Source organism: Clostridium celatum (genome assembly GCF_021412605.1).
Lineage (GTDB): Bacteria > Bacillota > Clostridia > Clostridiales > Clostridiaceae > Clostridium > Clostridium celatum.
Genome location: NZ_JAJKGM010000014.1, coordinates 15128 through 31153, shown reverse-complemented (window position 1 = coordinate 31153; position 16026 = coordinate 15128). Strand labels below are relative to the sequence as shown.

The 16026-nt window shown below is 26.8% G+C and carries 15 protein-coding genes and 1 tRNA gene; 11 read left to right on the top strand and 5 right to left on the bottom strand.

What is annotated here, in order from left to right; translation table 11 throughout:
- Positions 1–105: 105 nt before the first annotated feature.
- Complete coding sequence (locus LPC13_RS07870; RefSeq protein ID WP_005214441.1) at positions 106–315, top strand: heavy-metal-associated domain-containing protein; 210 nt, start codon at positions 106–108, stop codon at positions 313–315.
- Between the two features lie 156 nt (positions 316–471).
- On the opposite strand, the gene LPC13_RS07865 is transcribed toward LPC13_RS07870, so the two are convergent.
- The gene (locus LPC13_RS07865; RefSeq protein ID WP_005214439.1) at positions 472–1038 is read right to left on the bottom strand and encodes a hypothetical protein; all 567 of its coding nucleotides are present in this window, start codon (positions 1036–1038) and stop codon (positions 472–474) included.
- A 175-nt stretch (positions 1039–1213) separates the two neighbouring features.
- On the opposite strand from LPC13_RS07865, the gene LPC13_RS07860 reads away from it, so the two are divergent.
- A complete protein-coding gene (locus LPC13_RS07860; protein WP_005214438.1) occupies positions 1214–3169 on the top strand; it encodes a PAS domain-containing sensor histidine kinase in 1956 nt (651 codons plus the stop codon).
- Positions 3170–3231: 62 nt separating this feature from the next.
- On the opposite strand, the gene LPC13_RS07855 is transcribed toward LPC13_RS07860, so the two are convergent.
- Positions 3232–4059, bottom strand: a complete 828-nt coding sequence (locus tag LPC13_RS07855; protein ID WP_005214437.1) for an undecaprenyl-diphosphate phosphatase — start codon at positions 4057–4059, stop codon at positions 3232–3234.
- Between the two features lie 221 nt (positions 4060–4280).
- Between LPC13_RS07855 and LPC13_RS07850 the strand changes: the two genes are divergently transcribed.
- Both LPC13_RS07850 and LPC13_RS07845 read left to right on the top strand, forming a co-directional pair.
- On the top strand, positions 4281–4820 hold the full coding sequence (locus LPC13_RS07850) for a cysteine hydrolase family protein (protein ID WP_040419793.1): 540 nt from the start codon (positions 4281–4283) through the stop codon (positions 4818–4820).
- Positions 4821–4971: 151 nt separating this feature from the next.
- Positions 4972–5691 (top strand): glycerophosphodiester phosphodiesterase, encoded by a 720-nt coding sequence (locus LPC13_RS07845; protein WP_005214435.1) that lies wholly within the window; start codon positions 4972–4974, stop codon positions 5689–5691.
- An 81-nt stretch (positions 5692–5772) separates the two neighbouring features.
- On the opposite strand, the gene LPC13_RS07840 is transcribed toward LPC13_RS07845, so the two are convergent.
- Positions 5773–5848 (bottom strand) — tRNA-Met (locus LPC13_RS07840).
- A 214-nt stretch (positions 5849–6062) separates the two neighbouring features.
- Here LPC13_RS07840 and nifJ point away from each other — a divergent pair.
- On the top strand, positions 6063–9578 hold the full coding sequence (gene nifJ, locus LPC13_RS07835; RefSeq protein ID WP_005214430.1) for a pyruvate:ferredoxin (flavodoxin) oxidoreductase: 3516 nt from the start codon (positions 6063–6065) through the stop codon (positions 9576–9578).
- Positions 9579–9598: 20 nt separating this feature from the next.
- Here the strand turns inward: nifJ and LPC13_RS07830 are convergent, their stop codons facing one another.
- Positions 9599–10165, bottom strand: a complete 567-nt coding sequence (locus tag LPC13_RS07830) for an NUDIX hydrolase (protein WP_005214429.1) — start codon at positions 10163–10165, stop codon at positions 9599–9601.
- Between the two features lie 145 nt (positions 10166–10310).
- Here LPC13_RS07830 and LPC13_RS07825 point away from each other — a divergent pair, with 145 nt between their 5' ends.
- The gene (locus LPC13_RS07825; RefSeq protein ID WP_005214428.1) at positions 10311–10949 is read left to right on the top strand and encodes a lactate utilization protein; all 639 of its coding nucleotides are present in this window, start codon (positions 10311–10313) and stop codon (positions 10947–10949) included.
- A 291-nt stretch (positions 10950–11240) separates the two neighbouring features.
- Here LPC13_RS07825 and LPC13_RS17100 read toward each other — a convergent pair whose 3' ends face one another.
- Positions 11241–12080, bottom strand: coding sequence for a 3D domain-containing protein (locus tag LPC13_RS17100; protein ID WP_005214427.1), 840 nt, complete (start codon positions 12078–12080; stop codon positions 11241–11243).
- Here LPC13_RS17100 and LPC13_RS07815 point away from each other — a divergent pair.
- From LPC13_RS07815 to LPC13_RS07795, 5 genes are all read left to right on the top strand, one after another.
- Complete coding sequence (locus LPC13_RS07815) at positions 12052–12288, top strand: hypothetical protein (protein WP_207733640.1); 237 nt, start codon at positions 12052–12054, stop codon at positions 12286–12288. The two genes, LPC13_RS17100 and LPC13_RS07815, sit on opposite strands and share 29 nt — an antisense overlap.
- A gap of 530 nt (positions 12289–12818) precedes the next feature.
- Positions 12819–14012, top strand: coding sequence for an alanyl-tRNA editing protein (locus LPC13_RS07810; RefSeq protein WP_005214426.1), 1194 nt, complete (start codon positions 12819–12821; stop codon positions 14010–14012).
- Positions 14013–14139: 127 nt separating this feature from the next.
- Entirely contained in the window at positions 14140–14835 is a 696-nt protein-coding gene (locus LPC13_RS07805; RefSeq protein WP_005214425.1) for a Yae1 family protein, read from the top strand.
- Between the two features lie 203 nt (positions 14836–15038).
- Positions 15039–15596 carry a hypothetical protein gene (locus LPC13_RS07800; protein ID WP_040419790.1) on the top strand — a complete coding sequence of 186 codons (558 nt, stop codon included), beginning with the start codon at positions 15039–15041 and terminating at the stop codon, positions 15594–15596.
- 93 nt (positions 15597–15689) lie between these two features.
- The gene (locus LPC13_RS07795) at positions 15690–15992 is read left to right on the top strand and encodes an ArsR/SmtB family transcription factor (protein WP_195244329.1); all 303 of its coding nucleotides are present in this window, start codon (positions 15690–15692) and stop codon (positions 15990–15992) included.
- The last annotated feature ends 34 nt before the right edge of the window (positions 15993–16026 follow it).

The following is a 16026-nucleotide window of genomic DNA, read 5'->3' as shown; positions in this document are numbered from 1 at the left end:
CTAAGTTATTAGCTATTAAATAAATATAAAAATAGTTTTTAATTTTTAAATACAATATATGACTATTTTAATATGGGTAGTCTAGTATAAAAGGAGAGATAAGATATGTTAAAAAAAATATTTATTGAAGGTATGAGTTGTAATCATTGTGTAAATCATGTTAAGGAAGCTTTAGCAACGCTAAAAGATTCAGGAAAGATACAAGTTAATTTAGAAGAAAAATATGCAGTAGTAGAAACATCATCTAACAATGATGAAATAAAAGAAAAAATTGAAGATGAAGGATATGATGTTGTTTCAATAGAGGAAGCTTAATTATAGTTAAGGTTTATAAGTAGAGAATAAATAAAAAAAGTCGCTTTAGAGCGACTTTTTTACTTAGCTAAGATTTTTGTATTAGAAGTTTAAGCTTACAATTTTTTAATATACTTTGGTAGGTTATCTTAGCCTATTACTACAATTATAAATTCCTTATTTGTATCGGAGAACATGCCTATAATTGAAGACAACATAATTATAACCAGCAATCCAATAAGATAGCAGTTTAGGATTATAGGAAATTAAATGTTTTAGGAACTCATCAAATAAATTAAGCTTTAGAAGTATTTTTATTATGTCTTTAGGATAAGGAGTAACTTTAGTAAAAGATTTTCTAGGATCTATAACCATTAAATTTTCATTTTTATCTATAAAAAGATGAGCATTTCTGATATTAATTCTTTTAAAATTTAAAGATTTAAGATCTTCTATTAAATCTATTATTTCAGTAGAGATTTTATAAGAGAGTTTGTTTTTGGATAGAAAGTCATAAAGATTTTCTCCGCTAACATATTCACGTATTACAATATTACTAATTCTAATTAAAACTTTAGGAAAAAATCTACTATCTTTTACTGTTTCTAAAATATCAACTTCACTTTTTGCGCCTTTAATTGTATTGAAGTCTTTTAGGGCGTATCCTTCAGGTGTTAGATATACACTACCTTCAGAGCCACTACCTAATAAAATGCAATCATTTAATTCAATAACACATTTCATAATATCACTTTACTTATTGCTTATAATAATATATGCAATTAAATAAGAATATTGTATTAAAAGTGAAAATTTATTATATTTTACAAATAAAATATAAATTAGGAATAGAAATATAATCAATAAATATGTTAATATGATAATTATTAGAAATTACAAAGTGTAAAGGGATGAATTAATGAAGTACGACACAAAAGAAAAAAGTTATGAAAAAAGGAATAAAAGATATCTTAAATTTATGTTAATTGGAACTGTAATAATTTTAAATATATTTATTTTAGGAATAAATTTTATAGATTCTAACTTCATGGCAAATAATTTTATATTGAATGATTTAAATGGAATTAATATTATACTTGGTATTATTTCAATACCATGCTGTTTTTTATATTATTATATGTATAAAAATAATGAGTTTTTTATTTTGAATATTTCTTATATAAGTATATTTATTGAGTATATTCTTATAAATTTTATTAGTGAGGGATTAATAACATTTCCATTTATTTTTAGAATATTGCTATTAACGATAGCTATACATAATAATAGTAAATATGCTAAATTTTTAGTTGATAAAAAGAAGTTTTGCATTATTTTATCTATTTTAATAAATTTATTAGGTACATATTTTGAACTAAAATTAAGGGAAATATATACTATTGAAGGAGAGATATTTCAAGTAGCATTAGTAGTATATTATTTTATATCATTAATATTACTTGCTAAAAGAGCTATTAAGAAAAGTGAATGTATATATACTATTTTTGTAGCAAGTATAAGTGTTTTTACAATAAGGAGAATATTTTATCTTAAAATATTTTCATTATATAGCTATAAGGTTAGCGAGTATAATAAGTTAATAACTGTTACTGCTTATTTTATATTATTGGTTGGATTATATATTGAGGTCGTAAGAAAAATTCAAGAGAGTATAGTATTAAATAATGAAGTAAGCAATAATGAAAAAATAATTTCTAATATTTCTGAAAGTGTAAAAGATTTAATATTAACTACAGATAAAGAAGGACAAGTATTATATGTAAATAAGATAGTATTAAGTAAGCTTGGTTATGAAAAAGAAGATATTATAGGACATAATTATAGTAAAATAATTTATGAAGAGAATATATTAAATAATGATTTAGAGGCAAACACTATACTACTAGAACAAAAGTGGAAATGTAAAACAGGAAAAGTATTTCAGACGGAAAGTATAATTACTAGTGTAAATAATAGTGAGGGGGAAACTATAGAAAGAGTAATTGTTGCAAGGGATTATAGTTATAGAGAACAACTTGAGAATTTAAAGAAAAAATATAAGGAAATAAAAGAAGTAGAAAAAGCAAAAGGGCAATTTTTTGCTAATTTATCTCACGAAATTAAAACACCTATAAATATAATTTATTCCTGTATGCAGTTACTTGAAATTAATAAAGAAAATAGTGATGAAGCATTATCCATAGCATATAAAAAATATGATAAAACAATAAAGCAAAATTGTTATAGGTTACTTAGATTAGTTAATAATTTAGTCGATATAACTAAAATTGATTCTGGTTATATGACACTTTCATTTGTAAATTATGAAATAATTAGCTTAGTAGAAGATATAACTATGTCAATAGTACCATATGTAGAATCTAAGAATATAAATGTAATATTTGATACATATATTGAAGAGTTAGAAATAAAGTGTGATCCTGAAAGTATAGAGAGGGTAATTTTAAATATACTTTCAAATGCTATTAAATTTACTGACGATGGAGGAAATATTTTTGTTTTAATGGATGCAGATGAAGAGTATTTAACTATAAGAATAAAAGATGATGGAGTAGGTGTTGCAAAAGAGCTTAAAGATGATATATTTGAAAGATTTGTTCAAGAAGATAAATCTTTTAATAGAAAAAATGAAGGAAGTGGAATAGGTTTAGCTTTAGTAAAATCATTAATTGAACTTCATGAAGGTATGGTTTATTTAGAAAATAATACAGAAAAAGGAAGTGAGTTTGTGGTAAAACTTCCAAATGTTAAGGTGGCGGAATCTGAAGGAAATAGTAGGATAATAGATGTTGATAACAAACCATTAGTACAAAAAATAGATATAGAATTTTCAGATATATATGAATTATACTAAAAGTAAATAAAAGGAGCAGATACTTTTTAAGTATCTGCTCCCTTTTATTATTTATCTAATTACTATTTAATAAAATAGAAGTATGCAAGAACAATAATACCAAGTATAATTCTATACCAACCAAAAATTTTAAAGTCGTTTGTCTTAATATAAGACATTAAGAATTTAATTGCCATAATAGATACTATAAATGCAACAATCATACCTGTTAATAATAATACCATTTCATTTCCTGTAAAACTAAAACCAAATTTAAGAAGTTTTAAGGCACTAGCACCAAACATAACAGGGATAGCAAGGAAGAATGTGAATTCTGCTGCTACAGTTCTTGAAACACCGATTAATAAAGCTCCAACAATAGTTGCACCTGAACGAGAAGTACCAGGGAATACTGCAGCTATAAGTTGGAAAATACCTATCATTATTGCAACTTGATATGTTATTTCTGATAAAGTAGTAACTGTTGGTCTTTTGTTCTTATTGTAATTTTCTATAACAATAAATAAAATACCAAATAAAATTAGCATTATTGCAACTGTTATAGGATTATAAAATAGTTCATTAAGTACATCATCAAATAAAAGTCCAACAACTGCTGCAGGAATACAAGCAACAATTATTTTAAACCACATTGAAATAGTATCTTTTTCTATTTTAACTCCATTATCAAAAGTAAATGGAAATATCTTCTTCCAGTATAGAACAATAACTGCAAAAATGGCACCAAGCTGTATAACAACTAAGAACATTTCCATAAATTGTGGTGAAACATTAAGTTTTAAGAATTCATCCACTAATATCATATGTCCAGTACTACTAATAGGAAGCCATTCTGTAATACCTTCCACAATACCAAGTATTATGGCTTTTATAATTTCTAAAAATTCCATTTAAATACCTCCAAATATATAATTATATAATTTACCACTTCACTATTATATATAAAATTCATAATTTATAAAAGGTAAAATAGTAAAATAGTACAAAATGTTAATAATATATGGTGTATAAAGATTCTAATAAAACAACATTAGATGTATATACATCAGTAACGTTAATGGTGAAAATGTGGTAATATAATATATATATTATAAAAATGGAGGATGGTTTTATGAATAAACTATTAGTAGTTGTAGATTATCAAAATGACTTTGTTAATGGAGTATTAGGATTTAAAAGAGCTGAAAGTTTAGAAGAGGGCATATATAATAAAGTTAAAGAATACTTAGAAAATAAAGATAATGTTTTATTTACTTATGATACACATAATGAACAATATTTAAACACAAGAGAAGGTAAAAACTTACCTGTAGCTCATTGTATAGAAGGAACTTATGGACATGAGTTATATGGAAAGCTTAAAAAGTTTGAAAATGAAGAGAATACGATTCATATAAATAAGTTTGCCTTTGGCATGTCACCAAAGCAAGTGATAGAACTAAGTGAAAAGATAGGAAAAGATATTGATTATATAGAAATAGTAGGAGTTGTAACAAATATGTGTGTTATAAGCAATGTTGTTACATTACAATCTCAATATATAAATGCTGAAATTGTAGTTAATGGAAAGCTTTGTGCAAGTTTTGATGACTCACTACATGAAAAAGCATTAGATGTAATAGAATTTCTGCAAGTTAGTGTAATTAGATAAACTATAAAATTTAAAGTATCTTTTTATTGAAATAAAATAAATGAAAATAAGATATAATATTATGTGTAAGGAAGCTTCAACGAAGGTTAATTTGATTATAGTAAAAGTTTAAAGTGAAACAACAAAATATGTTGAAGTAGGAGAGAGAAAAATGATAAAATTTGCCCATAGAGGAGCAAGCTCTGATTATCCGGAAAATACGCTATTATCATTTAAAGAAGCTATTAGATTAGGTGCTAATGGAATTGAATTAGATGTTCATAAAACAAAGGATAATAAAATAGTAGTAATTCATGATGAAGATATTGAAAGAACATTAATTGGAAAAGGATTAGTAAAAGATTTTACATTAAATGAATTAAAGAAATTTAGATGTAGAAAGATACTTTTTAGAAATAATGATAGTTGCTTAATTCCAACTTTAGAGGAAGTATTACAGTTATTTAGAGATAATAATGTTTTTTTAAATATAGAATTAAAAACAGATATTTTTGAATACGAAGGAATAGAAAATGATGTAATTAAGTTAATATATAAACATAATATGAAAGATAGAGTGTTATTATCTAGCTTTAATCATAAAACTGTAAAAAGATGTAAAAATATAGATAAGAGCATTAAAACAGCAATATTATATGAAAAGCAAATTGATAATATTATAAATTATGCAAATAGCTTAGATGTGGATGCAATAAATCCAAGTATAAGCTTAGTATCTAAAGAACTTATTGAAGAGGCTCATAAGAAAAATTTAAAAGTAAATGTATATACTGTAAATAGCCCAATTTATATGAGAAATTTGATTGAAGCAAATGTTGATGGAATTTTTACAGATTGCTTTCATTTATTAAAGGAAATACTAGAAAAGTAAGTTGTAGGACTTAAAATTGATTTAGGGTAAGGTTTAAAATTTTATATTTAAATAAAAAGGATGTCAAATGACATCCTTTTTTGGTTGCGGGGAAAGGATTTGAACCTATGACCTTTGGGTTATGAGCCCAACGAGCTACCGACTGCTCCACCCCGCGATATTAAAGATTTAAATTATTAACTATAGTATTAGTATACTACTATAAAAATATAGAGTCAATATATAAATTACAAAAAAAGGAAAAAAATATTAATACATTATATAAATACATATTTATATTTATTTTTTTAAATACTATTAAGGAGTAAAAATATTGATAATAGCTTATAAATATATGAAATCTAGAATGTTAAAGAAAGAGAGGTAAAGCTATGAGAAAAATGAAAACCATGGATGGAAATACTGCAGCTGCATATATTTCATATGCATATACAGAAGTAAGTTCAATCTATCCTATCACTCCATCATCTCCTATGGCAGAACATATAGATGAATGGGTAGCTCAAGGCAAAAAGAATATATTTAATCAAACAGTAAAAGTAGTGGAAATGCAATCGGAGGCAGGAGCAGCAGGTGCATTACATGGAATTCTTCAAAGTGGTGCATTAGGAACTACGTATACAGCATCACAAGGATTATTACTTATGATTCCCAATATGTATAAGATGGTTGGGGAAAGGTTACCAGCAGTTATTCATGTTGCAGCTAGAGCATTAGCAACTTCATCATTAAGTATTTTTGGAGATCATCAAGACGTTATGGCAGCAAGGGCTACAGGATGTGCAATGCTAGCAGAAGGTTCTGTTCAAGAAGTAATGGATTTATCACCAGTAGCACATTTAACAGCAATTAAAGCAAGAATGCCATTTGTAAACTTTTTTGATGGATTTAGGGTTTCTCATGAAATACAAAAGATAGAGGTATTAGAATATGATGAGTTAGCTAAACTTTTAGATTATGATGCAGTTGAAAATTTTAGAAAGAATGCATTAAATCCAAGTCATCCTGTTACTAGAGGTACAGCTCAAAATCCAGATGTATACTTCCAATTATGTGAATCTCTAAATAAATATTATGATGATATTCCAGCAATAGTAGAAGAATATATGAGCAAAATCACTGAGTTAACAGGTAGAGAATATCATTGCTTTGATTATTATGGTGATAATAATGCTGATAGAATTATAATTTCTATGGGTGCAGTAAGTGAAGTAATCGAAGAAACAATAGATTATTTAATGAGTAAAGGTGAAAAGGTAGGACTTATAAAGGTTAGACTTTATAGACCATTTAGTATAGAAAGATTATTAAATACTATACCAAAATCAGTTAAAAAAATAGCTGTTTTAGATAAAACAAAAGAACCTGGCTCAATTGGAGAACCTTTATACTTAGATGTATTAAGAGCAGTAAATGAAATGGAGAATCCACCAAAAGTAGTTGGAGGAAGATTTGGATTAGGTTCTAAAGATCCATATCCATCAGATATAGTTGCTGTTTATGAAAATCTAGCAAAGGATAAGCCAAAGAATAGATTTACTATTGGAATAATTGATGATGTAACTAATTTATCATTAGAACCAAATAAAGAAATAGATGTAGCAGTAGAAGGAACAACTGCATGTAAGTTCTGGGGTTTAGGTTCCGATGGTACAGTTGGTGCAAATAAGAATGCAATAAAAATAATTGGTGATCATACTAATATGTATGCTCAAGGATATTTTGCATATGATTCTAAAAAATCAGGAGGAATAACTGTATCTCATTTAAGATTTGGTAAAAATCCAATAAAATCACATTATGAAATTGATAAAGCAGATTTTGTTGCTTGTCATAATCAATCTTATGTATATTCATATAATGTACTTGAAGGATTAAGAAAAAATGGAGTATTTGTATTAAATACTATTTGGAATGAAGAAGAATTAAATGATAGATTACCAGCTAAAATGAAAAAATATATTGCTGAAAATAATATAAATTTTTATACAATAAATGCAGTTAAGATAGCTCAAGAGATAGGACTTGGCGGAAGAATAAATATGATAATGCAAGCTGCGTTCTTTAAGGTAGCAAATATAATTCCAGTTGATGAAGCTGTTAAATATTTAAAAGATGCAGTTGTAACATCTTATGGAAAAAAAGGTGAAAAAGTTGTAAACATGAATTTTGCAGCTATAGATAAAGGTTTAGAATCTTTAGTAAAAGTTAATATACCTAATGAATGGAAAAATGCTGAAGATGATAAATTAGATGAAAAAATGCAAGTACCAAAGTTTGTTGAAGAAGTATGTATACCAATCAATAGATTAGAAGGTAATAACTTACCAGTTTCAACATTTGTAAATAATAATCTTGAAGATGGTACATTTATGCATGGAACTACAGCATATGAAAAGAGAGGTATAGCTGTTAATGTACCTGAATGGATACCAGAAAATTGTATCCAATGTAATCAATGTTCATATGTATGTCCTCATGCATGTATAAGACCTTTCTTATCAACTGAAGAAGAGTTAAAAAATGCACCAGAAAGCTTTAAGAAATTAAAAGCCAATGGTGTTAAGAGTGAAACACCTTATTTTTATACAATTGGGGTAACTCCACTTGATTGTACAGGATGTTCAAATTGTGCAGAAGTTTGTCCAGCACCAGGAAAAGCATTAATAATGAAGCCATTTGACTCACAACATGATCAAATAGAAGCTTGGAATTTTGCTGTAGAAGATATTAAGAATAAGAAGAATCCTATGAATAAAAAGACTGTTAAAGGTAGTCAATTTGAGCAACCACTTTTAGAGTTCTCAGGGGCATGTGCAGGTTGTGGAGAAACTCCATATGCAAAACTAATTACTCAGTTATTTGGTGATAGAATGATGATTGCGAATGCAACAGGTTGTTCTTCAATTTGGGCATCATCAGGAGCTGCAACAGCATATACAAAAAATCAACAAGGTTATGGACCTGCATGGGCAAATTCATTATTTGAAGATAATGCAGAATATGGACTTGGAATGTTCTTAGGTGTTAAAACAATAAGAGAAAGAATTGCTTCAAATATAAAAAAGGCATTAGATGAAAATTTATGTAGTACTGCAAAAGAAGCAATGGAAGAATGGTTAAGTAATAAAGATATTGGAGAAGGATCAAGAGAAAGAGCAGAAAAATTAGAAGCTGCATTACAAGGATGTAGTGATGAAATAGCAAAAGAAATATTAAAAGATAAAGAATTCTTTATTAAGAGATCACAATGGATATTTGGTGGAGATGGTTGGGCATATGATATTGGATATGGTGGACTTGATCATGTACTAGCAAGTAATGAAGATGTAAATGTATTTGTATTTGATACAGAAATATATTCAAATACTGGAGGGCAAAGTTCAAAATCTACTCCAACAGCAGCTATTGCTAAATTTGCAGCTTCAGGAAAGAGAACTAAGAAAAAAGATTTAGGAATGATGGCTATGAGCTATGGTTATGTCTATGTAGCACAAGTATCTTTAGGAGCAGATAAGAATCAAACTATAAAAGCAATTGCTGAAGCGGAGGCTTATGATGGACCATCATTGATAATTGGATATGCACCATGTATTAGTCATGGTATTAAAAATGGTATGAGTAATACTCCTGACGAACAAAAGAAAGCTGTAGAGTGTGGATACTGGACACTTTATAGATATAATCCTACTCTTAAGGGTGAAAAGAATCCATTTACTTTAGATTCAAAAGAACCAAAGGCAAACTTTAAAGATTTCTTAATGGGTGAAGTTAGATATGCAGCATTAGCTAAAGTATTCCCAGAACTTGCAGAAGAATTATTTGCTAAGACTGAACAAGATGCTAAAGAAAGATATGAAAAATATAAGAAATTAGCAGAAAATTAATAAAGATAAAGAGCTGAGTTTTATAAATTCAGCTCTTTAATTTTTTTATTAAATTTGTCATATACAGATTTAACTATGTAAGGTTCATTGCAATGAATGTGAAGTTCATTAATTGGTAACCATTTAACCCCGCTAGTTTCTTCTTCATTTACAATAAGCAAATCATCCTCATCAGCTTCTAAAAGATAAGCAATAGATAAATGTAAATGTGATGAAACATATTGTCCTCTTTTTATATGACCATTAACAGTAAGAACATCTAAACCAAAGATATCATCTAATACAGGAGTTACATTTTTTAAACCAGTTTCTTCTTTTGCCTCTTTAATAGCTACATGAAGTAAATCACAATCACCATCAGCATGACCACCTGTCCAAGCCCAACTTTGATAAATATTATGATAAATCATTAAAACTTTTGTTCTATTTTTATTTACTATATAGCCGGAGCTAGTTATATGAGCAAGTGTATTTTCACGAGATAAAATGTTGTCATATTTGTCAATACAATTAACTATTAAAGCTTTGTCACTATGTTCTTGTTCATTATAAGGTATATATTCTTTTATTTTTTCAATCCAATTCATAATAAAAATCCTTTCGTTATGACATTTGTTAAAGAGTTGGTACAATATAGTGTATAGTCTAATAATATCATAATTAAATAAAGATTAGAAATGTATTATATATTTATGATACAATTATGGAAAAATAAGATTTTAAGGAGTAAAAATGGATAAAAATAAAAGATTAGTAAATGAACTTAAAATTAATAGAACAATTGAAGCTTTAAGAAAAAATAATATGGAAGGTTTCTTAGTTAATACAAGGGAAGAGCTTATTGACAAAATAGATGAATTAGTTAAAGAAGGTAGCAAGATAAGTTGTGGTGGATCTATGACGTTATTTGAGTATGGCATTATAGATCATTTAAGAAGTGAAAGATATGATTTTTTAGACAGATATAAGGTTGGTTTAAGTAAAGAGGAAATAAAAAACATATTTAGAGAGAGCTTCTTTTGTGATGCATATTTTACAAGCAGTAATGCTATAACAGAAGATGGAGAATTATATAATGTAGATGGAAATGGTAATAGAGTGGCTGCAATGCTGTATGGACCAGATAAGGTAATAGTAATTGCTGGTGTAAATAAAATTGTTAAAGATATTAATGAGGCTATTTCAAGAGTTAAAAACTGTGTTGCTCCAGCTAATGCTATGAGATTAAACAAAAAAACTCCATGTGTAAAGCTTGGAAAGTGTATAGATTGCAAAAGTGAAGATAGAATTTGTAGAGAATATACAGTTATAAAAAGACCTGTACCAAATAGAATTTATGTAATTTTTATAAATGAAGATTTAGGATACTAAAAAGTTAAATTATAAGAAGTACGTCTTTTATTTATATACTATTTTTTTATGTAGATTTAAATTTATTGTAGATAAGCATAAGATAGATAATGCTCTATTATATAGCGACCAACTAACTTTAGTAAAAACATTAACTATTATGATATTTTTCAAAGTTATTGAAAAATAGGTTATATAAAAAAATCATGATATTATCATAAGGAACATTTATAATCAGCTTTAAAATTCTTAGCAAAATTATATTAGTTTCTGAAGATAATATCATGAACTTTTAGAATCAAAATCTGGCTATTACCATTCGCCAGGGTATGCTAGTATATCAACGGTAACAGTTCTTCTACCCCATTGGACACACTCTTCATAAGTATTTAAGTAAACATCAATAATATTTCCTTTAATAGCTCCCCCTGTATCTGAAGCAATTGCAACACCATAACCTGAAACATAAACTTTAGATCCTAAAGGAATAATGGATTTATCTACGGCAATTGTACTTAATCCATTAGGATCTCTAACAACGGGTAACCCCATAGCAGTTATTCCACCACCTGTATAAGCTGTAGCTTCCATAGTAAAAGTCTTTTTAGATGTACCCATGTTTTCGCCTATTACAGGTTTATCTACTACAATAGTATTGAGTTCTTCAATCTTTAAATTGGCATTATAAATTGCATCATTAGCTTTAGAAATAACATTAGAGCTACTTAATTGAGGTAATAGTAGATTTAATGTATCTATTGCATTTTGAAGTTCTGAAGTAGAAGTAGATGAATTAATTATAGATAATGAATGAGAAATTAATTGATTTTCATTTTCTTCTATTATTGCAGCAACAGAATCTTTTTGACTATTTAACTCTTCTAATGCTTCTTCTTGAGATTTTTGAATCTCTGTAATTTTTTCTAAATCATTTTCTATAGATAGTTTAAGGTTTCTTAAATCTTGTTCTTTTGAATTAAGTCTTTCTATAGAATCATTTAGCTTGTCCTTTTTTTCGTTAATATCAGTCAAAATTTCTTTATCAACAGTAACTAATCTTGATATAGATTGAACTCTAGAAACAAAATCAGATAAGCTTGTTGAAGTTAGTATACTTAAGATAATGTTAGAAGACATATTACTTTTATACATTGATCTAACTCTGTTATCTAATACTTTTTGTCCAGATTCAATATCTAATTTGGTTTGTTCAAGTTCAGCTTCTGTTGAATCAATTTCATCATTTATAGTAGAAATTTCATTTTTATTTTCGTCTAGCTTAGCATTAAGTTGTTCTATTTCAATATTTAATGATGCAACTTCAGAATTTAACTCTATTATTTTACTGTTAAGTTCTTGATATTTAGCTTTATTTTCTTCGATTGTCGATTCTGGTGTATCAGCGTAAGCAATTATAGGATCTACGCTTGAAAGTAAAAGTGATATTATAACACCAGAAGATATTATTTTCTTAAACAGAAAAATGCACCTCCTAAAAATAATAATTGCATTTACATAGTATATACTATAAATATTGTTTGTATGTCAAATTTTTTGCCTATATATTACTTATAAGTGTTAAAAATACATATAAAATAGAGTGAAAAAAACAAATAATAGGAAAAAATTAGAATAATATAGATGTTAATAAACACAATTATAACACAACTTTTGAATATTTTGCAAATAATGGAAGGTGAGTGGATGAAAATATAAAAGTTGAATTATTATTATATGTAATATAAAATTTAGAATAAAATAGAAAACATCCTTTTATTTACTGGAAACTTATATAAATATATAAGTTTAATTTAATTGATTAAATATATAAATTAAAAATAAAAGGATTTAACGATGAAATGTCGTTATAAATGAGGAGGATTAATTATTATGGAAAAACTTTATTATGAAGATCAATATTTGAAAGAGTTTACAGCTGAAATAACTAATATAATACAAAAGGAAAATAATTTTCATATTGAATTAGATAGAAGTGCTTTTTTCCCAGGTGGAGGAGGACAACATTGTGATTTGGGATATATTGATAATCATAAGGTTATTGATGTATATGAAGAAAAGGGTGTTATTTACCATGTTACTGAGACAAAGCCAATAAAAATACATAGAGTAAAATGTAAAATTGATTGGGAGAGAAGATTAGATGGAATGCAACAACATCTAGGACAACACGTATTATCAGGGTGTTTTTTCACTATGTTTAATGCTAACACAGTTAGCGTACATGTGGGTAAGGAAGTTAGTACAGTTGATATTAAAGGATATTTAGATGAGGAAACTATAAGAAAAGCTGAGATACGAGCTAATGAAATAATTAAAGAAAATATAAAAGTTGATTTTTTAACACCATCTAAGAAAGAACTTAAAAAGCTTGATTTAAGAAGAGATCTACCTAATACAGATGAACAGATTAGAATTGTAAAAATAGGTGAATTAGATATTAATGCTTGTTGTGGAGTTCATCCAAGTAGAACTTTAGATTTGCAAGCAATAAAGATTATAAGATGGGAAAAACATAAGGGAAATACTAGAATAGAGTATTTAGCAGGAACAAGAGCAGTTAATGATTATTTTAATAAATATGATTTTAGAAATGCAATATGTAAATTCTTAAATTGTGGAGAGAATGATGCAAAGAATACTATAATAAATATTACAAATGATTTAAAAAATATATTAGATGAAAATAGAAGAATTAAAATGGAAATAGGAGAGTATCAAATTAAAGAAATGCTTGAAAATGCAAAAGTGGTAAAAGGTATTTCTATAATTAAAAAGATATATGAAAATGGTGATATTAAGCACTTAACTAAAATTGCAGATAAGTTAGTTCAAAAAGAAAATGTAGTAGTTTTATTTGCTGTAAAATTTGAAGATAGAGCAAATTTAATTTTTGCAAGTTCCAATAATTTAAAAGATATATCTATGAATGATTTATTAAAAGATGCTATAACTTTAATTGACGGAAGAGGAGGAGGAAGTCAATTTAAAGCACAAGGAGCAGGAAAAAATTGTAGTAACTTAGAAAGTGTAATGGATTATGCAGCTGGAAAATTTGAAAAATAATCACAGAGTAGAATAGATAAGGTCTAAGATTGGTGAAAAAGTAAAATTTATAGTGTAAAGAATAACACTTGTTTTTAATCTTCATATAATGAATTATGAATAAAATATTCAAAGGAGATATAAAATTATGGACGAAAGATTTTTTGACCAATTTGATCCAGAGGAAGATATGGATTCAGAAGATATGGAATCAAAAGATATGGAATCAGAAAATTTAGGGACAGTTGAAGAAGCGCAAGTAGATGATAATGCATATATTGAATATAGTTATTATAAAGAAGAGGATAATGAACAAAAGATATATGATACAGAAGATGATTATGATAATGAAGAAGAATTTAATTATGATGAAGATTGTAATCAAGAAGAGTGTGAATACGAAGATGAAGATGAGTGTAGATCAGAAAAAGATCGTGAAGATGATTTTAGGTGTGAAGGACCTAGAGAAAAAGAAGGATGTACATGTGATGAATTAAGAGATGCTTTTTTAGCCGGTAAAAAGCTAGGATATCGTTGTGGAAAAGAAGACGGTATTGAAGAGGGTAGAAGTATTGGATATAGAGAAGGATTTGAAAAAGGAAAGAAAGCAGGATATAGAGAAGGATTCGAAGAAGGAAAGAAAGTAGGATTTAGGGAAGGATTTGAAAGAGGTCGCAGAAGAGGATATGAATTAGGATATAAAAAAGGATTTGTAGTAGGTAAAGAAGAGGGAGATGAATCAGGTAGGGAATCAGCATATAAAGCAGGATATGAAGAGGGAAGAAAAGTAGGATTTAAATGTGGATTTAAGTATGCTTTGAGAGGACAAAAAAAATGTAGGTAAAAGATAATCCAGTGAAATATGATATGTTTCTGTTATAGTAAGCAGTTAAATAATAGGACTGTTACTATTATGAAAGAAGCAGTTCATATTTACTGGATTTTTAATTTATATAAGCGATGTTTCAGGAATAATTTGAAATTAATAGAGAAAAACTAAAATAAATACTATTGTATATTTTAATAGAATTGTTAGGAGTTGTAGCTATGAAAAGAGTGCTTTTTGTAATTTTAATATTAATATATGCAACAATAAGCTATGGATGTTTTGAGAGAAAAAATGATGTTAATAAAGAGATTGATGAATTAGAAGAAATAGATAATATAGAAAATAATAAAATAGCAGATGTACAGGGAGATACATATCTAGTAACCAATGAAGATGAATTAACAACAGGGCTTAAAGAAAATTATAGCGTAACAATAAAAAATAATATAACAGCTAATAATGATCTCGTAATGGAAGGAGATTTTTTAATTACCGATACTACCGAAAAACATAAGGTTAGGGTAGTAAAAAGAAGATTGAATTTTAGTTATGATAATGCAAATTATACTATAACTTCTCCCAAACTTATTATAAAAAGTAATCATACTATCTTAAAAGATGGAATTTATGTAGGAAATATGTATATAGAAGCAAGTGATGTAATTTTTGATAACTTTAGAGTTGAAGGAAATGTATTTTTTAAAGATGAAAAAGTTAAAAAGAGTTTTAGGTTAGAAAATGGATCAAGTGTTACTGGAAAATTGATATTAGAGTAATAAGTGTGAGGTAAAATATAGATTTATAATTTGACAATTTAAAAAATATAGAATAAATTAATATATAGATAACTATCTATATAGGAGGAAGCAATGGAAAATGAATATGATGTAAGTTCAAAGGTATTTAAAGCACTTAGCGATTCTAATAGAATTAAAATAATAAAACTATTATCTTCAGAAGAACAATGTGCCTGTAAGTTGTTAGAACATTTTAATTTAACCCAGCCAACGTTATCACATCATATGAAGGTGCTTATTGATTGTGGATTAGTAATATCAAGAAAAAAAGGCACATGGAATTATTATAGTTTAAATATAAATAATTGTAATAAAATTGTTTCATTTTTAAATGATTTGATTTCTAAAAAAGAAATTTGTGAAGGCGAACAATAAATAATTATTTTAGAATATGGAATGTTTTTAACAT